This window comes from Kitasatospora sp. NPDC059160, from assembly GCF_042755465.1.
In the GTDB taxonomy this organism is placed as follows: domain Bacteria; phylum Actinomycetota; class Actinomycetes; order Streptomycetales; family Streptomycetaceae; genus Kitasatospora.
In genome coordinates, this window is the sequence record NZ_JBHZCN010000006.1 from 122,220 (window position 1) to 139,712 (window position 17,493).

11 protein-coding genes and 1 rRNA gene are annotated in these 17,493 nt (G+C 74.4%); 4 read left to right on the forward strand and 8 right to left on the reverse strand.

The features are described 5' to 3' along the window. Positions 1-20: 20 nt before the first annotated feature. Both ACFXOZ_RS04150 and ACFXOZ_RS04155 read left to right on the forward strand, forming a co-directional pair. Positions 21-2,975 carry an amino acid adenylation domain-containing protein gene (locus ACFXOZ_RS04150; protein ID WP_380587272.1) on the forward strand — a complete coding sequence of 985 codons (2,955 nt, stop codon included), beginning with the start codon at positions 21-23 and terminating at the stop codon, positions 2,973-2,975. Between the two features lie 32 nt (positions 2,976-3,007). Then, positions 3,008-3,778, forward strand: coding sequence for an SDR family oxidoreductase (locus ACFXOZ_RS04155; protein ID WP_380587275.1), 771 nt, complete (start codon positions 3,008-3,010; stop codon positions 3,776-3,778). A 54-nt stretch (positions 3,779-3,832) separates the two neighbouring features. Here ACFXOZ_RS04155 and ACFXOZ_RS04160 read toward each other — a convergent pair whose 3' ends face one another. The 7 genes from ACFXOZ_RS04160 to ACFXOZ_RS04190 all read right to left on the reverse strand — a co-directional run bounded on the left by ACFXOZ_RS04160 (position 3,833) and on the right by ACFXOZ_RS04190 (position 15,043). Further along, entirely contained in the window at positions 3,833-5,956 is a 2,124-nt protein-coding gene (locus tag ACFXOZ_RS04160) for an HAD-IIB family hydrolase (protein ID WP_380587278.1), read from the reverse strand. Between the two features lie 45 nt (positions 5,957-6,001). Next, positions 6,002-6,973 (reverse strand): carbohydrate kinase family protein, encoded by a 972-nt coding sequence (locus ACFXOZ_RS04165; protein ID WP_380528526.1) that lies wholly within the window; start codon positions 6,971-6,973, stop codon positions 6,002-6,004. A gap of 90 nt (positions 6,974-7,063) precedes the next feature. Beyond that, entirely contained in the window at positions 7,064-8,191 is a 1,128-nt protein-coding gene (locus ACFXOZ_RS04170) for an NADH:flavin oxidoreductase (protein WP_380528524.1), read from the reverse strand. 202 nt (positions 8,192-8,393) lie between these two features. Further along, positions 8,394-9,830 (reverse strand): leucyl aminopeptidase, encoded by a 1,437-nt coding sequence (locus ACFXOZ_RS04175; RefSeq protein WP_380587280.1) that lies wholly within the window; start codon positions 9,828-9,830, stop codon positions 8,394-8,396. Further along, positions 9,827-12,355, reverse strand: a complete 2,529-nt coding sequence (locus tag ACFXOZ_RS04180; protein WP_380587283.1) for a hypothetical protein — start codon at positions 12,353-12,355, stop codon at positions 9,827-9,829. The genes ACFXOZ_RS04175 and ACFXOZ_RS04180 overlap by 4 nt, the downstream gene beginning before the upstream one ends. 304 nt (positions 12,356-12,659) lie before the next feature. Continuing rightward, entirely contained in the window at positions 12,660-13,805 is a 1,146-nt protein-coding gene (locus ACFXOZ_RS04185; RefSeq protein WP_380587286.1) for an aminotransferase class V-fold PLP-dependent enzyme, read from the reverse strand. Beyond that, positions 13,802-15,043, reverse strand: a complete 1,242-nt coding sequence (locus ACFXOZ_RS04190) for an MFS transporter (RefSeq protein WP_380407322.1) — start codon at positions 15,041-15,043, stop codon at positions 13,802-13,804. Before ACFXOZ_RS04190 ends, ACFXOZ_RS04185 begins: the two co-directional genes overlap by 4 nt. Before the next feature lie 204 nt (positions 15,044-15,247). Here ACFXOZ_RS04190 and ACFXOZ_RS04195 point away from each other — a divergent pair, with 204 nt between their 5' ends. Beyond that, complete coding sequence (locus ACFXOZ_RS04195) at positions 15,248-15,874, forward strand: hypothetical protein (protein ID WP_380528515.1); 627 nt, start codon at positions 15,248-15,250, stop codon at positions 15,872-15,874. A gap of 34 nt (positions 15,875-15,908) precedes the next feature. On the opposite strand, the gene ACFXOZ_RS04200 is transcribed toward ACFXOZ_RS04195, so the two are convergent. After that, positions 15,909-16,655: a G1 family glutamic endopeptidase gene (locus ACFXOZ_RS04200; RefSeq protein WP_380528514.1), complete on the reverse strand. Its 747-nt coding sequence runs from the start codon at positions 16,653-16,655 to the stop codon at positions 15,909-15,911. Between the two features lie 745 nt (positions 16,656-17,400). Here ACFXOZ_RS04200 and ACFXOZ_RS04205 point away from each other — a divergent pair. Continuing rightward, positions 17,401-17,493 (forward strand): 16S ribosomal RNA (locus ACFXOZ_RS04205); the annotation flags it as partial.

Here is a 17,493-nt window from a genome sequence, read left to right on the forward strand (position 1 = left end):
AGCTCGGCAGGAGGCCGACCGTGGTTGCACAGACCGAAGCGACGCCGCCCCCACCCGTGGCCGGACCGCCCACCGGCACCGGCCACGACCGGGCGCACCCCGGGCTGCCGTCCGGCCTGCGGCTGCCCGCGCAGGGGCGGGCCTGCCACGGGGTGATCGCCCGGCTGCCCGGCACGCCCGGCCCGGACGACACCGGCCGACGGCTGGCGCAGGCCGCCCGCCGTCTGCCGGAACTCGGCTCGCCCCGGCTCTGGGAGACCAGGGTCGCGACCACCCGGGACGACCCGGGGGCCGCCGCGCGGGCCCGGCGGGAGCTGCTGCGCCCGGTCCACGACGAACGCTCCCCGCTCCGCGCCGTCCGGCTGACGTACGCCGACGGAACCGCGGACCTGGTGCTCGTCGCCCTGCGCCACCTCGTCCCGCGCGCCCTGCTGGAGCAGCTGGCCGGGGCCCTGCTCACCGGGGCGGCGGTGGAGCCGCCGTCCGCCGACGCGCAGTCCGCGCCGTCCACCCCGTCCACCCCGTGGGCCGCGCCCGCCCCGGCCGACTGGGGCCTGGGGGACCGGCACCGCGGCGGTACCGTCAGCGCCCGCCCGCTCGCCGTGCCCGGCCCCGGAGCCGGCCGGGGACCGCGTACCGCGCGGCTGCTCCTGGAGGCCCTCGCCCTCACCGTCGCCCGGTACGCCGGAACGGAGACCGTGACGATCGGGCACCTCGACGTGGCACGCGGACGAGCGGAGCGCGCACGCCTGAGCACCCGGAAGATCGACGAGGAGCAGAGCGTCGCCGACCGACTCGCCGCACCCGGACCCGAAACCGACCTCGCACCCGGTCCGGCCCCCGGGCCGGAGCTCCCGGCGGTCGGCGTCGTCCACGCCGAGGCCTGGGACGGCTGCACCTACCTGCCCTGCCTGACGCCCGTCTTCCCGATCACCGTGCACCTCCTGGAACACCCCGACGGCACGGCCGAGGCGTCCTGCTGGTTCGACGAGGGCGTCCTCGCCCCGGAGGTGGCCGACACCTTCTGCGCCTCGGTCGAGCGGCTGGCCGCACGGTTCGCGGCCGACTCCGGCACGACCGTCCCGGCCACGCTGCCGCCCCTGACCCCGGAGGAGACGGCCCGGGTCCTGCGCCGGGGCGGCGCCGGCCGGGCCCCCGGCCCCGGCGCCGACCGGCGGATCGACGACTGCTTCGAGGAGGCGGCCCGCCGACGCCCCGACGCGGTGGCGCTGACCGACGAACACGGAGAGCTGACGTACGGACAGCTCGACGAGCGCGCCGACCGGGTCGCGGCAGGCCTGCACGCCCTCGGAGTCGCCCCGGGGAGCAAGGTCGGTGTCTGCCTGGACCGCGACGCCTCGGTGGTCGTCGCGATGCTCGGCATCCTGAAAGCCGGGTGCGCCTACGTCCCGATGGACGTCCGCTACCCGGCGGACCGGCTGCGGTACGTCGTCGAGGACGCGCGACTGCCCCTCGTCGTCGCCGGCGCGGAGTCCTTCCCCGCCGTCGCGGACGTCCGGGTCGTGGGCCTCGACGAGCTGAGCGCCCTCGGCGTGCCCGGCGGGGGCGGCGACCGACGGCCGGGGACCCCCGCCGACGACGCCTACGTGATCTACACGTCCGGGTCCACCGGCCGCCCCAAGGGCGTGGTCGTCCCGCACCGCAACGTGACCGCCCTGCTGGCGGCGACCGGTCCGGACTTCGCGCTGCGCCCCGACGACGTCTGGACGCTGTTCCACTCCACCGCCTTCGACTTCTCGGTCTGGGAGACCTGGGGCTGCCTGCTCAGCGGCGGACGCCTCGTCGTCGTCCCGCACTGGACGGCGCGCGACCCCGAGGAGTTCCACCGGCTCCTGGTCGAGCAGCGGGTCACCGTCCTCAACCAGACCCCGTCGGCCTTCGCCCAACTCGTCCGCGCGGACCGGGCCGCGAAGGCCGAACTGTCGGTGCGCCTGCTGGTCTTCGGCGGCGAACCGCTCGACGTGGCGCTGCTCGCCCCCTGGTTCGCCGGGCACTCCCCGACCCGGTGCCGGGTGGTGAACATGTACGGCATCACCGAGACCACCGTGCACGTGACCGCCCAGACGATCACCCCGGCCGAGGTGGTCGCCGGCTCCCGCTCGGTCGGACGCGCCCTGCCCGGCTGGTCGGTCTCCGTCCGGGACGCGCGGGGACGCGTCCTGCCACCGGGGGCGGCGGGCGAGATCCACGTGGGCGGCGCCGGACTCGCGGCGGGCTACCTGGGCCGGCCGGAGCTCACGGCCCAGCGGTTCGTCACCGACGAGGCGACGGGCGAACGCCTCTACCGCAGCGGGGACCAGGGGCGGCTGCGCCCCGACGGCAGCCTCGACCACCTCGGACGGCTGGACCAGCAGGTCAAGATCCGCGGGCACCGGATCGAACCGGGCGAGATCCGGGCCGTGCTGGCCGCCGACCCGGCGGTGAGCGAGGCCGTCGTCGTCGCCACCGCGGCGGCTCCCGACGATCCGGCGAGCAGCCGGATCGACGCCTACGTCGTCCTGGCCGGAGAAGCGCAGGAGGCCGGGGACGCCGACACCGCACGGATCCTCGACAGCGCCCGCCGCATCCTGCCCGACTACATGGTCCCCGCCACGCTCACCCGGATCCCCGCCGTCCCGCTCACCACCAACGGCAAACCGGACCTCGACCGGCTCCCGCCACCGGCCGCCGCCGGTCGGGCCGACGCCACCGCGACTGGTACGGCCGCGACCGACGACCTCGCCGCGGAGGTCCTGGGCGTCTGGAGCCACCACCTGGGGGCCGAGGTGTCCATGGCCGACAACTTCTTCCTGCTGGGCGGCAATTCGCTGCTGGTGCTGCGGGTGCTCAGGTCCTTGCAGGAGCGGGGGCTGCCGAGGATCGCGCCCCGCGACTTCTACCGCAACTCGACCGCCGACACGTTCATCCGGCTCGTCGCCGCCCGGCGCGACGCGCCCGGCACCGACCGGCCCTGACCAAACGATCCTGGAAGAAGGTACTGCGAGCCATGGACACGAACGGGATCTCCGCGGTGGTATCCGGCGGCGCGAGCGGACTCGGCGCGGCCACCGTCCGCGAACTGGCCGCCCACGGCGTCAAGGTGGTGATCGCCGACCTCGGCGAGCAGCCGGGCAAGGCGCTGGCCGACGAGGTCGGCGGCCTCTTCGTCAGGACGGACGTGACCGACGAGGCGCAGGTGGAGGCCGCCGTCCAGGCCGCCGTCGACACCGGCCTCCCGCTGCGCGTCATCGTCAACAGCGCCGGTATCGCCTGGGCCTCCCGGACGGTCGGGCGGGACGGCGCCCCGCACGACCTCGGCCAGTTCGAGAACGTCGTCCGGGTCAACCTGGTCGGCACCTTCAACCTGCTGCGGATCGGCGCCGCGCGGATCGCCCGGACGGTGCCCGTCGACGCCGACGGCCTGCGCGGCGTGGTGGTCAACACGGCGTCCGTCGCGGCGCTGGAGGGCCAGACGGGCCAGGTCGCCTACGCCGCCTCCAAGGCGGGCATCGTCGGCCTGACCCTGCCCGCCGCCCGCGACCTGGCGGCGGTCGGCGTCCGGGTCAACACGATCTGCCCGGGCATCATCGACACGCCGATCTACGGCGAGGGCGAGGCCGCCGAGGCGTTCAAGGCCAAGCTGGTCGCGCCCGTCCCCTTCCCCAAGCGGGCCGGCCGGGCCGCGGAGTTCGCGCACCTGGTGCGCTTCCTGATCGAGAACGACTACGTGAACGGCGAGACGATCCGCTTCGACGGCGGGATCCGCTTCCAGCCGTGAACCCCGGCCCCGCCGCCCCGGCCCCGGTGCCGCCCGGGCCGGGGCGACGGCGCGTCAGGCGGCCGGGCCCCGGTGGGCGCCGCTGCGGATGGCGCGCAGGATCTCGTGGGCCCAGTCGGCGGGACGGCTGTGCCCGAGGAGGGCGGAGAGCCGGACCATCCGGGTGCGGCGCTCGGCGGGGGAGAGGTCGAGGGCGTGGGCGAGGACGGCGGTGAGGTCCTCGGGGGAGTGCGGATCGGTGAGCAGGGCGGCCTCGCCGAGTTCGGCCGCGGCGCCGGTGTGGCGGGACAGGACGAGGACCCCCGGGTCGGCCCGGTGCTCCGGGAACGCGGCGCGGGCGGCGACGAACTCCTTGGCGGTGAGGTTCATGCCGTCCTGGAGCGAGGTGATCCAGAGGACGTCCGCGGTGAGGTACTGGTCGACCACCTCGGCGGTGGAGAGGCGGTGCGGCCGGTAGTCGACCGGTTGCCAGGACCCGCTGCGCCAGCGGGAGTTGGTCTCGGCGACGCGTCGCTCCAGGCGCCGGCGGGTGCTCTCGTACGCGGTGATCCCGGGCTCGGGCGGCGGGCAGACCAGGCGGAAGACGAGCCGGCCGCGCAGATCGGGGCGGCGGGCGAGCAGGCGGTCGACGGCGTCGACCTTCTGGACCGGGGCCTTGGCGTAGTCGAGGCGTTCCACCGAGAGCACGACGCGCCGGGTGTCCGGGCGGCGGTGCGGGGCGCGCAGGCGGGCGAGCCGTTCGACGGCCGGCCGGTCGATGCCGAGCGGGTGGACGGTGGTGCGCGGCGGGCCGGGGAGGCCCGCGAGGGTCCGGCGGAAGCGGTCGGCGAAGGCCTCGGTGTGGAAGCCGGCCCAGTCGAGGCAGGCGAGCGAGGAGCGGAGTTCGGCGGCGACGGGGAGGCCGGCGAAGGTCTCCGGGTCCGGGAACGGGGTGTGGTGGAAGAGCCCGGTCCTCAGGTCGGGGCGGGCCCGGCGGAGCAGGCCCGGGACGAGCCAGAGGTTGTAGTCGTGCAGCCAGACGGTGGCGCCGGGGGCGGCCTGGGCGCTGATGTGCCGGGCGAAGCGGGCGTTGACGGTGCGGTAGTCGGCCCACGCGCCTTCGTCGAAGACGGCCCGGTCCGGTTCGGACATCAGGACCGGCCAGAGCGTCTCCTTGCAGGCGCGGTGGAAGTAGCCGCTCCAGGTGGCCGGGTCGACGGGTACGGCGGCCAGGGGCGGGGCGGAGGCGGGGTGCGGGAGCGGCGCCTGCCGGTCGCGCCCGGTGCGGGCGGCGACCCAGACGCCGGGCAGGTCGTCGGCGAAGGCGCTGCTCAGGGTGGGCAGGATGCCGTTGGGGCTGTCGGGCGGCTGCCAGCTCTCGCCGTTCCAGTGCAGCGGCGGGCGGTGGTAGGCGACGACGAGGGAGTGCCGGCCGACGGGCGGTTCGGTGGCGGCCTCGGCCCCGATGCCGTGGTCGGCCCCGCGGGAGGTCCAGCCGAGGGTGCGGAGCGCCGCGTGGATGCCGGCCGCGCCGGGCAGGCCCGGGCGCTGGACCAGCGGGTTCCCGATGAGGGCGGTGAGCAGGGCGGGTTCGGCCCCGTCGACGACCACCGCGTGGGTGCCGGCGCGGAACAGCGAGAGGTCGTTGAGGGAGTCGCCGGCGACCAGGATCTCGTCGGGCTGCCAGCCCAGCTTCGCGGCCAGGGCGCGCAGGGCGTCGCCCTTGGAGGCGTGGGGCGGCAGGACGTCGAAGTAGCGGTCCGCCGAGTACTCCCAGGTGCAGCCGAGTTCTTCGACGGCCGCGGTGAGCTCCCCGGTGAGCCCGTCCGGGGGGAGGTGGTAGGAGCACCGCCCGTCCTGGTGGACGCCGTGCTGGTAGGCGAGTGCGGGAAAGCGGAGCAGTGCGGCGCGGACCCGCTCGGGGCCCGGCCAGCCGGCCCGCAGCTGGTCCTGGACGGGGTCGACGGGGGTGAGGTCGGCGCCGTCCAGGACGGTGGCGCCGACGTCGGCGATGATCCACCGGGGGCGGGGGACGAGCGGGTCGCGGAGCACCTGGCGGATCGAGGCCAGGCCGCGTCCGGTGGCGAAGACCGTGACCACCTCGGGGTGGTGGGCCAGGGCGTCCCGTAATCGACGCCGGTCGTCCGGGGTGCCGCCGAGCAGGGTGCCGTCCAGATCGGTGACCAGAATCCTCGACATCCGACGGACGCTAACACGATCACGCCGGGTGGTGAAGTGTTCATCTCATGGTGCTACGAGCGGAGTTCGGGGGCCGCCCCGGTCGGGGCGGCGGTCGAGGAGCCGGTCGAGCTCCTCGGCGCGCAGGGCCGATCCCGAGCCGGGGCCGGTGGTTGCCGCGGCCCCGCAGAGCGACGCGGCGGCGAGGCAGTCGGGCAGGTCCCAACCGCCGAGGAGCCCGTGTACCAGGCCCGCGGTGAAGCAGTCGCCCGCCGCCGTCGGGTCGACGCCGGCGGCCCCGGCGGCGGTCCGGGCGGCCGGGATGTCGTGGCGCTCGCCGTCCCGGACGGCCGTGGCACCCTGCGCGCCCCGGGTGACCACCAGGGTGGGCACCACGCGGCCGAGGAGGTCGACCGCCTCGTCCAGGCCGTCGGCACCGGTGAGGCGCAGCGCCTCACCGTCGTTCGGGGTGAGGACGTCGACCAGGGCGAGGACGGCGCGGACGGCCGGGTCGTCGAGGCTCGCGGGCGTGTCGTGGCAGTCCATGACCACCAGGGCGCCCAGCTCCCGCGCGGCCCGGCACGCCGCCAGCGTGCCCTCGTCCCAGCGCAGTTGGGGCAGCAGCAGGACCCGGGGGCGGAACCGCCGCAGCAGCGGGGCGAGCGGCTCGGGGTCGACCCGGTCCTGGAAGCTGACCATCGCCCGGTCGCCCTCGGTGGCCAGGGCGACGGTCAGACTGCGCACCGGGAACGGGTGCCGCCGGAACGCGGCCCCGTCCAGGCCCTCCTGCCGGGCGCAGGCCAGGACGTGGGCGCTGAACGGGTCCGTGCCGAAGTCCGCGCTCCACACCACCCGTCGGCCGAGCCGGTGCAGTGCCATCGCCGGGGTGTAGGCGCCGCCCGGCACCAGGCCGAAGCCGTCCGCGAACACCTCGGTACCCGGCCGCACCGGCCGGTCCAGGCCGTGGAACACCAGATCGGTGAAGTACGGCCCCGCCACCAGGACTTCGTACGGAGGTGAGGACCCGTTCGTCTCCATCCGGCGAGCATACGGCGCGGGGCGCGCACCGGCGGGGGGATCGGCCGATCCCCCCACCGGTGTCGCCGCCGCGACCGGCGCCGCTGTCGGTCAGCTCAGGGTGCGGACGGCGGCGGCGTCGTAGGGGCGGAGCTCGGAGAAGCGTCCGCCGAGGACCTTGGCGGCCCACTGCGGGTCCTGGAGCAGGGCGCGGCCGATCGCGACGAGGTCGAACTCGTCGCGCTCCAGGCGGTCGAGGAGGTTGTCGATGCCCTGGGTGTCGGAGCCCTCGCCGGCGAAGGCGGCGATGACGTCGCCGGCCAGGCCGACGGAGCCCACGGTGATGGTGGGGCGGCCGGTGAGCTTCTTGGTCCAGCCGGCCAGGTTGAGGTCGGAGCCGTCGAACTCGGGGACCCAGTAGCGGCGGGTCGAGGCGTGGAAGGCGTCCACGCCGGCCTCGGCGAGCGGGGCGAGGATCGACTCCAGCTCCTGCGGGGTCTCGGCGAGCCGGGCGTCGTAGTTCTCCGACTTCCACTGCGAGTAGCGGAAGATCACCGGGAACTCGGGGGAGACGGCGGCGCGCACGGCCGCGACGAGTTCGGCGGTGAACTTCGTCCGGGCGACCGGGTCGCCGCCGTAGCCGTCGGTGCGGCGGTTGGTGCCGGCCCACAGGAACTGGTCGAGCAGGTAGCCGTGGGCGCCGTGCAGCTCGACGCCGTCGAAGCCGATCCGCTCGGCGGCCGCGGCGGCCTCGGCGAAGGCGGCTATGACGGCGTCCAGGTCGGTCCGGGTCATCGCCCGGCCGGTGCCCTCGGTGCCGTCGAGCCGGATGCCGGAGGGGCCGACGGCCGGGGCGTCGGCGACCGGCGGCTCGCCCTGCTTGCGCACCATGCCGATGTGCCAGAGCTGCGGCACGATGGTGCCGCCCGCCGCGTGCACCTCGGCGGCGACGCGGGCCCACCCGGCGAGCTGCTCCTCGCCGTGGAAGCGCGGGATGCTGTCGCTCTGCCCGGCGGACTCGTGGTTGACGTAGGTGCCCTCGGTGACGATCAGGCCGACGCCCGCGGCGGCGCGGCGGGCGTAGTAGGCGCTCACGTTCTCGCCGGGGACGCCGCCCGGGGAGAACTGGCGCGTCATCGGCGCCATGGCGATGCGGTTGGGCACGGTCAGCCCGTTGATCGTGACGGGCCGGGAGAGGATCTCGGCCGCGCGGGAGGAGGAAGGCTCGGTGACGGTCATGGGGTTTCCTCGCGGGTAGCGGTGGGGTGCGCCGGGTCAGCGGTGATCGCCGGTGCCAACCACCGCGGCGGCCCCCGCATTTCGCCCTCCGTCCGGATCCCGGCGTGATCCACGCCACTCCGAGCGACCCCACGCGACCCCACGCCGCTCCGTGCGACTCCACGCCGTCGCGCGCCGTTCCCGGGCCGCTCCGCGCGGACGGTCAGACGGGCGGCTGGGGGTGGCCGGTGAGGAACTCCGCCAGGGTGCGGACGCCGAAGCCGGTGGCGCCGGCGACCCATTCCGCGTCGGTCCCGTCGGCGAGGGCGGTGCCCTGGATGTCGAGGTGGGCCCAGGGGATGCCGGGCGGGACGAACTCGCGCAGGAAGTGGCCGGCGAGCAGCGCGGTGCCGTGCCGGGTGCCGAGGGTGTAGTTGACCAGGTCGGCGATCCGGGAGCGGAGCTGGGGCCGGTACGCGTCGGGCAGCGGCAGCGGCCAGAGCGGCTCCCCGGCCCGGGTGCCGGCCGCGCGCAGGCGCTCCACCAGGGTGTCGTCGGTGCCCATCAGCGCGGCGACCCGGCGGCCCAGGGCGATCGCGGCGGCGTCGGTGAGGGTGGCGATGTCGATGATCGCCTGCGGCCCGGTCTCGCCGGCCAGGACCAGGGCGTCGGCCATGATCAGCCGTCCCTCGGCGTCCGCGTGGCAGATCTCGACGGTGGTGCCGTTGCGCATGACCAGGACGTCGCCGACCCGGATCGGGTCGGCGTTGGGCATGTTCTCGGTGAGCGGCAGCCAGGCGTCCACCGCGACGGGGCAGTCCAGCGCGTCGAGGACGGACATCGCCCCGAGGACGGCGGCCGCCCCGGCCATGTCGGCCTTCATCCCGGCCAGTTGCGCGTTGGGCTTGAGGGACAGGCCGCCGGCGTCGAAGGTGACGCCCTTGCCGACCAGCGCGATCCGTGCGGCCCCTGCCGTACCGTCGGCCCGGCCGTCCGGCCGGTAGCCCAGCTTGACCAGCCTGGGCGGCTCCAGGGAGCCCCGGCTGACCCCGAGCAGTCCGCCCAGCCGCTCGTCGGCGATCCGGCGGCCGTCCCAGACCTCGCACTCCAGACCGGTCGCCGCGGCGAGCTCGACCGCGCGGTCGGCGAACACGGTCGGGGTGAGGGCCTCGCCCGGTTCGTTGACCAGGTCCCGGGCCAGGAGCACGGCCTCGGCCAGCCTGCTGCCCTCGAACAGGCCGCGGGCGGCGTCCGGTGTCCCGGGGGTGAGCACCTCGACGAGCTGGTCGGTCGGCGCGGCCGCGCCGCTCCGGTACCGGGTGAACCGGTACCCGCCGAGCAGGTACCCCTCGACCAGCGGCCGGAGGTCCGGGCCCGGCGGGTGGACGGCCAGCCGCCGGTAGGCGCCGACGGCCCGGGCCAGTCCGGCCGCCGCGGCCCGGATCGCGTCCCGGTCGGTCCGGTCCCGCGGCCCGACCCCGAGCAGCACGGTCACCGGGGTGCCGGGCAGTTGCAGCACCTCGCCCACCTCGCCGCTGAACCCGGTGCCGGTGAGGAACGCGGCGGGCAGGTCGGCGGGCAGTTCGCCGACCCGCACCGGCCGCACGACGGCCTCCGCCCCCGGGCCGGGCTCGGGGCGCAGCACCCAGGTGACGCTCACGCCCGCTCCCGTCGGGCGGCGCGCCGGGCCGCGCCCCAGGCCTCCAGGTCGGCGAGGTAGGCACTGGCCAGTTCGGCCATGCCGTCGGCCGCGCCGACGGCCGCCCAGCCGCGTGCCGCGGAGATCGCGTACGGGTCCACCCTGAGGGCCTGGAGGTAGCAGTCCTCGGCCAGGACCGGCCGGCCGGCCCGCCGGAAGCACTCGGCCGCGGCCGCGTAGCCGAACGCGGTGGAGACCGGGCCGAGCCGGGCGGTCCGCAGGAAGCTGTCGGCCGCCTCCCGGGGGCGGTCGCGCCGCAGCAGGCCCTCCGCCACCTCGATGTGGGTCTTGGGCTCGTACGGGTCCAGGGCCAGCGCCTCCGCGACCAGGAGGTCACCGCGGTCGTCCTCGCCGAACGCGTAGCACTCCTTGGAGCGGCTCTCCACGCAGGCCCGCAGGTTCTCCCGCTTGAGGAACTCCTGGTACGGCCCTTCGGCGGGCACCGCCCGGGCCAGCTCCTCGGCGCGGTCCATGTCGCGGGCCAGCCAGGCGCGGTCCTCGGCCATGAACGGGACGAAGCTGACGCTGCGGTAGAACCGGCTCTCCATCATCGTCTTCTCGAACGCCGACCGGTCCGGGTCCGCCAGCAGCTCCTCCAGGGCGCGGGCGCCGATCTCCCGCCAGCGCGCCGCCTCCTCCTGCGAACGCGTCTCGCGGGCGTGGAACACCACCGCCACCACGGCGATGACGAACCGTAGGTGGGTCGGGCACTCGGGGTGTCCGGCGATGGCGAAGGAGGTCTCCGGTGCGGCCACTGTTCCGCCGACCGAGGCGACGTACCGCACCAGGTCGCGCCAGTGGTGCAGGCGCAGTTCGGCCGGGGTCCGGAGCCGGTCGACCGGTACGGGCGGGACCAGCTCCAGGACGAGCTTGGTGAACCCGAGCCGGTACAGCACCATGGCGACCTGCCGGCGCCGCTCGGGGTCGCAGCGGTCGAAGTCCTCCAGCCATTCGCACAGCCGGTTCCAGCGCGGTGTGCGCAGGTGCTCGGGCAGATCGGCCGGGTGGTCGACCGCGAACTCGGTCAGCCCGGACTCGCGGATCAGGTTGCCCCGGAAGGCCGGCGGCATGAGGCGCTGCCAGTTGACCTCGGCCCGTTCGCCGCCGCGCTCGGCGAACTCGTAGGCGAGGCTGGGAAGTCGGGCGTACAGGCCGGGGGATTCGGACTCGCCCAGGTTGAAGTACGAGGCGTACATCCGGTAGTGCCAGTTGTTGGCGTACGGCCGCTCCCGGTCCCGGGTGGCGGCGCGCCCGGTCAGCTCCTCCAGCGGCCGGTCGCCGTCCTCGCGGCAGGCCTCCAGCAGCGCGTCCCGGCTGGCGGCGGCGCGCGGTGCGGCGCGGAAGGCCCGTTCGTTGAGCACCCGCGCGAACTCGGTGTCCCCGAGTTCGCGCGCGCAGTGGGCGGCTCGCAGCAGCGCGAAGCCGGTGCCGAACGGGCCGAGCCGGGCGGCGTGCAGGTAGCCGGCCAGCGCCTGTTCGTGCGCGCCAGCGCGCTCGTGGGCCTGCGCCGCCTGCATCCGGATCTTGACGTCCCACGGATCGAGGGCCAGGCCCTCCTCGACGGCGGTGCGTTCGGTCTCGGTGTCGCCCATCCGCACCGCGATCTCCAGGTGCCGGTCGAGCAGCCGCCGACGGGTCTCCAGCAGGACCAGTGCGTCGTCCCGGTCGGGTGCGGTCAGCTCGGCGACGCCCGCCCGGACGTCGGCCAGCAGCGCCCGGGCGCCGCCGAAGTCCCGCTGCCGCTCGGCGTACATCACCTCGCGCAGCGCCAGCCGGGCGGTCAGGACGGCGTGGGTGAAGGGGGTGAGCTCGCCCGCGACCTCCTTCAGGAGCTCCCGGGCACGGTCGAGGAGGAGCGGCGCGGCGGAGTCGTCCCCGGCGTGCCGGGCGAGCAGGTAGCCCCAGGCGGCCACCGCCTGGACGTGGGCGACCGTGGGCGCGGGGTTCTCGGCCAGCACCCGGTAGGCCGCGGTGGTCCGCTCGGAGAGGCCTTCGGAGCCGAACAGGGCGGCCGCGCGGGCGGCCTGGACGCCCGCCGTCACCTGGTCGCGGCAGGCCGCCGGGTCGAGGTCCTCCGGGACGACCTCCAGGACCGCGGCGGGGAGGCAGACCGCGACCAGCCAGTGCGCGAGCCCGGACCGGTCCACCTGGTCCAGTTCGGCGTGCCGCCGGTAGGCCTCGGTCATCCGCCGCCAGGCGGGGGAGGCCAGCTCGTCGGGCAGGTCGGTCGGGAGCACCGCCCGGTAGGCGGTCAGCCGGGACTCCTGCACCAGCAGCCGGCGGTAGCTCGCGGGCATCGTCATGCCGAACCGCAGCGCGCCCGGAGCGGGATTCTCGAAACGCCGGGCGGCCAGGACCGCCGACCGTGCCTGGACGGCGGTGGCCGGTGATTCGGCACCGTCGAAGTACGGGCGGTGCACCTCGAAGGTGAGCCAACTCGGTGCGTTGACCCCGACGATTCCGTGACTGAATTCCCAACGGTTCACGCGGTCATTCCTCTGCTTTTCTGGAGTCGGCCACCGGGCGATCGGCGACATGCCCCGCGACGGAATATCCGGACGGACCGGAATTCCCTCGCGGGGCATGCGTGGAGCGCCGGGATCAGACGCCGGCGTCGTCGATCAGACAGGTCCAGCAGTCCGCCGCACCAGTGCTGATCTCGACCTCGTCCTCCAGGGACTCCCAGGTCTCGTAAGCCATTTCGCCACCCCTCTCTTCTCACGGGCCGGACCGGATATCCGGTCCGGCGAAGCGGTTGGGCGATATTCTTCGGGAACCGGAACGGCGTCGTCAAGGCTTCTGCGCGGCAAGCTCCGAGAGGATCTCGGCCACTTCTCCGTCGGTCGTCCAGAAATGCGGGGAAACCCGGACCCAGCCGTCCGGAACGGAAACGTGTATTCCGGCCGACGCCAATTTCCGGACGATCTCCACCCCTTCCGTCCGGTGGCCGGTGAAACTCACGACGCCCGAGTGCCCGGTGCCGTCCGGGGGGAGCGCCAGGTCGTAGCCGAGCTCGCCGATCCCGGCGCGCAGCCGGTCGGCCAGGGTGCGCACCCGCCCGGTGACCGCGGTGATGCCGGTCTCCTCCAGCTCGGCCAGCGCGGCGGCGAGCCCGGCCATGCCGACCAGGTCGTACATCCCGCCCTCGACCCTGGCCGCCCCGGCCCGTTCGGGCAGGTCGTAGCGCAGGTGCCCCGGCCCCTTGGACACCTCCGCGGCGCCCTGGTGGCCGAACCAGCCGGTGGGGGTGGTGCGCAGCAGCTCCAGCCGGTCGGCCCGGCAGTAGAACACCCCGGTGCCCGGCGGTCCGCACAGCCACTTGTGCGCGCCCGCGGCCAGGAAGTCCACCGGGGTGTCGGCCACCGACAGCGGCAGCGCGCCGAAGCTCTGCACGGCGTCCACGCAGACCAGCGCCCCGACCTCGGCGGCCAACGCGCAGATCCGGTCGAGGTCGCAGCGGAAGCCGGTCGCGAAGTTGACGTGGCTCACCGCCACGAGGCGGGTGGCCGGCCCGACCGCCGCCGCCACGTCCTCGATCCGGTGACCGCCGTCCCGCATCGGCACCCAGACCGGCTCGACCCCGAAGCGGCGCAGCCGCAGCCAGGGCCGGACGTTGGCCGGGAAGTCCCGGTCGAACAGCACGACCTGGTCGCCCGGGCGCCAGTCCAGTCCGTCGGCCACCAGGTGGATGCCGGTCGAGGTGTTGGGGACGAAGGCGACCTCGTCGGGCGTGCAGCCGAGCAGCCGGGCGACGGACCGCCGGGCGGCGTTCCGCGCGCCGAACAGGGGCCCGACCCTGGCGCTGCCGTACGGGAGCACCTCGTCCACGGCGCTGCGCATCGCGGCGACGGCGGCCGGTCGGAGCCGGCCGAGTCCGGCGTAGTCCAGGTAGATCTCACCGTTCGCGGTGCCGGCCGGCGGGCGGGGCCCGCTCACGAGAGCGCCCCGGCCGAGCGGACGGCCCGCGTCGCGGTGACCGCCATCCAGCCGGCCACCAGCAGCGGCACGCCGTGCAGCAGCAGCACCCACTGCGCCACCCAGGCCGGCTGCAGCACCAGGCTCGTGACGAGCAGACCGGACATGAAGCCCGCGTTGACCGTGATCTGGGACAGCCCGAACGCCCGCCCCCTGCGCCCGTCGGGCAGCTGCTGGAGGGACTGCTTGTAGGTGATCTCGCTCAGCGCGTCGCCCAGACCGGCCCCGGCCGCCGCCAGCAGCCGCGGCCACCAGCCGTCGAGCCAGAACACACCGATGAAGCCCAGCGACATCACCATCGTGGCCACGCAGTACACCGGGGCCGGTGCGCGGTCGACGATGCGCTTGGCCAGGGGCCGCAGCACGAAGCTGGCCAGCAGCAGCCCGGCCGCCCAACTGCCCCACACCGCGCCGGAGACCACGGCCGGTTCGTCCGGGCGCAGTTCGCTGCCCAGCAGCGGCAGTCCGACGTGCTGGGAGGCGCTGCCGAAGGCGTCCAGTCCGCGCAGTGCGACCAGGCCGGCCAGGCCCGCGGCCACCAGCAACGGCCAGGCGCCGGCGCGCTCCCGGGCTCCGGCGGCCGGGCCGTCCGGCTCCCTCATCCGCAGGCGCAGCGCGAGCAGCACCGCGGCCGAGAGCGCGTAGCTGGCCGCGTCCAGCCCGAACACCCAGCGGTACCCGGCCAGGGGGACCAGGACGGTGGCGAGGCCCATGCCGACCATGAAGGCCACCCCTTTGAGCCCGGCGAGCGCGCTGTTCACCGACGGGGTGCGCGGCCCGGCCAGCACGGGCGTGGCGGCGGACAGCGTGGCCTCGAAGACCGACCGCCCGCTGCCGATCACCATGACCGCCGGGTACAGCCACCAGTTCTGCGCCCCCGCCGGCAGCACCGCCAGCAGCGCCAGCATGAGCGACCGGGCGAGGTCGGCGCCGATCATCACCCGGCGGCGGTCCCAGCGGTCCCCGTAGCGGTGCCCGAGCCGCCCGCCCGCGATCGCGCCCGCGTACAGCGCCACGCTGACCAGCCCGGTGTCCAGGGCCGAGTGGTCGAGCTCCCAGACGAAGACGGACAGACAGATGAAGTCGAGCGCGTAGCCGACGTCCGAGATCGTCTTGGCGGTCAGGAGGACCGCCAACTGACGGCGACTCGCCGCGGCCGTCCGCCGTGCCGTTCCGGTGCCGGCCGCCACGGCGCCCATGAGGTCTCAACTCCCCGGTTGTGTGAGGGCTGTCATGATTCCCTCACCAACCCCCCACTTTCAAGAGGTAGTTCGATGAGAACTCCGCACCGTGTGGTGGGCCTCCCGGTGGACCTCTCCGGCCGCGCCCCGGTGGTGGTCGGGGTGATTGTCGGGACGGTGCAGGACCGTGCGCGGACCCGCTTCCCGGGAGACGATGCCTCCATGGACGCCGAGACGCTCGTACGGACCCGTCGCTCCCTGCACGCGGTGGCCGAGCTGGTGCTGGCCGGGCCGCAGTACCGGGCGAGCGGGACGATCCGGCTGCGGGCCCGCCCGGGCGGGTTCGGAACGGTGGCCGAGCCGGGGCTGCGGGTGGTGGGCGCGGAGCTGGTGGGCCGCGGGCGGGCGGTGTCGCTCGAACGGACCAGCTGCGTCGCGCTCGGCGCGGCCCTCGGGCTCGGCGTCGGCGCCCCCGAGGGGGTGTACCGGGACGGTCCGGGCGTCGCCGCCGACCGGCCGATCGAGGTGGATCCGGCTGCGGCCCGGTGGCTCGCGCACTGCTTCGCGCTCGGCGAGGCGGCGCTGAGGGAACTGTTCCCCACGGAGGAGCCGGTCATCTGGCCCGAGCACTTCGACCTGGGGATCACCGTCGACGCGGTGAACTACGGCCTCTCGCCCGGGGACGCGTTCCTCGCTGAGCCGTACGCCTACGTCGGCCCGCACGAGCGGCAGCAGGGGGAGTTCTGGAACGCGCCGTTCGGCGCCGCCCGGACGGTCCACGGGCTCGGTGGCGCCGGCGGGCTGCTGGACTTCCTGGAGCGGGGCCGACGGCTGACGGGCGACGCCTGACGGTTGTGGACGTCAGGCGTCGCCGGGGGATCGGTCAGCTGTGCTTCCAGGTCACCGAGAACGCGGTGCCGTCGGTGATTCCGGAGGTGGTCGCCTTGGTGACGCCGTCCTTCGTGGCCATGTCGATGACCGACGGGTTCGAGGCGCCGAGGCTCTTCCCGTTCACCTTGGCGTTGGTGAACCCGACGGTGCCGAAGTCGGCGAGCGGAAGGACGCCGGTGCTGCTGGACGGTGCCTCGGCGATCACCTCGGCGGAGGCCAGGGTCGCGCTCTTCAACGACTTGGCGATGCTGCGGCTCCAGTTCCTCGTCACATTGCGGAGGGTGAGGTTGAAGACACCGTTGCCGGTCGTGGTGACGCTCGCGGTGAAGTGGTCGCCGGGGTGCACGGCGTTGTTGAAATAGGCCGGGTAGGCCGGGTACATCTCGTACCAGGACCCGTAGACCGGTGTGCCACCCGAGCAGTCCGCCTCGGTGCCGATCTGTTCGACCGTCCTGCTGCCGTCTCCGTCGAGACCGATCCAGAAGGCGGACCAGGTGTCGGTCTTGGTGCAGGTGACGGTCGGCTGGACCCACTCGGCGCTGACGCTGGTGAACTTGCCGCCGGTGGCCGCGTAGCCGGACCAGTTACTGCTGGTGCCGTACATCAGTGAGCTGTCGTGGTGGTGCTCGGCGATCGGGGCCAGGAAGGTGCCCTGGGCGGGGAGGGCGGGCGAAGCGCCGGCGAGCAGCGCCAGCAGGGAGGTGGCGGCGACGAAGGTGCGCCGAAGGGCTTTGGACATGGCTGGTCCCTGGGGTGTCTGAGGGGAGTTGACCAAGCGTCGACAAAGCTAGCGGCCGAGGCCCTGGGCTACGGGCCACGAAGCGGCGGCGGTCCCCGGATTCCCCTGGTCGGCCCAGCCCGGCCCAGCCCGGGCGGTCGGCCGGGCCTGACGAGCCGAGTTTGTCCCGGGGGCCGGACGGGGGTACTGTCTTCCAGTCGCTCGGCAGGGAGCACCGGACACGCATCGGCGCGGACGGTCCCGGGGCGGCCAATCCCTTGAAACACCGCGTCAGGTCTGCGCCTGCCGTTTCGCTTTTCGCGTCTCGGCTCGGTGCTTATGTGGCATGTGCGTTTTATCGGATTGCGGCTGGATTCGCTTTTCGGAGCGAGGGTCGGCTAGAGTTTGAAACGTCGGACGGGGCGTCAAGCCGCAGAAGACACCAGCGAGTTGGATGACGAAGCCCCGGAAAACGGAGCGGAAAACATCTGGTAAGCTGGAAACACGAAAGAACGAAGCGCCCGGAGGGCCCGCTGGAAGGCGGTCCGAAGGAAGCGTCCGTTCCTTGAGAACTCAACAGCGTGCCAAAAGTCAACGCCAGATATGTTGACATCCCCGGCCTCGATCGTCTGATCGGGGTTGGAGATTCCTTTTGAAACAAACACTAGCGAGGACGCAGTGCGCGGGGCCGCCCTATTCCGGTGGTTGCCGTGCCGCTCAACGCGGGTGTGGACCGGCCCTGCTTGATTGTGGGGCCGAGTATACATTCACGGAGAGTTTGATCCTGGCTCAGGACGAACGCTGGCGGCGTGCTTAACACATGCAAGTCGAACGGTGAAGCCCTTCGGGGTGGATCAGT

Bases quoted from the DNA above. Each gene is read 5' to 3' on its own strand.
- ACFXOZ_RS04155 (WP_380587275.1), top strand. From the start codon at position 3,008: ATGGACACGAACGGGATCTCCGCGGTGGTATCCGGCGGCGCGAGCGGA.
- ACFXOZ_RS04160 (WP_380587278.1), bottom strand. From the start codon at position 5,956: ATGTCGAGGATTCTGGTCACCGATCTGGACGGCACCCTGCTCGGCGGC.
- ACFXOZ_RS04165 (WP_380528526.1), bottom strand. From the start codon at position 6,973: ATGGAGACGAACGGGTCCTCACCTCCGTACGAAGTCCTGGTGGCGGGG.
- ACFXOZ_RS04170 (WP_380528524.1), bottom strand. From the start codon at position 8,191: ATGACCGTCACCGAGCCTTCCTCCTCCCGCGCGGCCGAGATCCTCTCC.
- ACFXOZ_RS04190 (WP_380407322.1), bottom strand. From the start codon at position 15,043: ATGGGCGCCGTGGCGGCCGGCACCGGAACGGCACGGCGGACGGCCGCG.
- ACFXOZ_RS04195 (WP_380528515.1), top strand. From the start codon at position 15,248: ATGGACGCCGAGACGCTCGTACGGACCCGTCGCTCCCTGCACGCGGTG.
- ACFXOZ_RS04200 (WP_380528514.1), bottom strand. From the start codon at position 16,655: ATGTCCAAAGCCCTTCGGCGCACCTTCGTCGCCGCCACCTCCCTGCTG.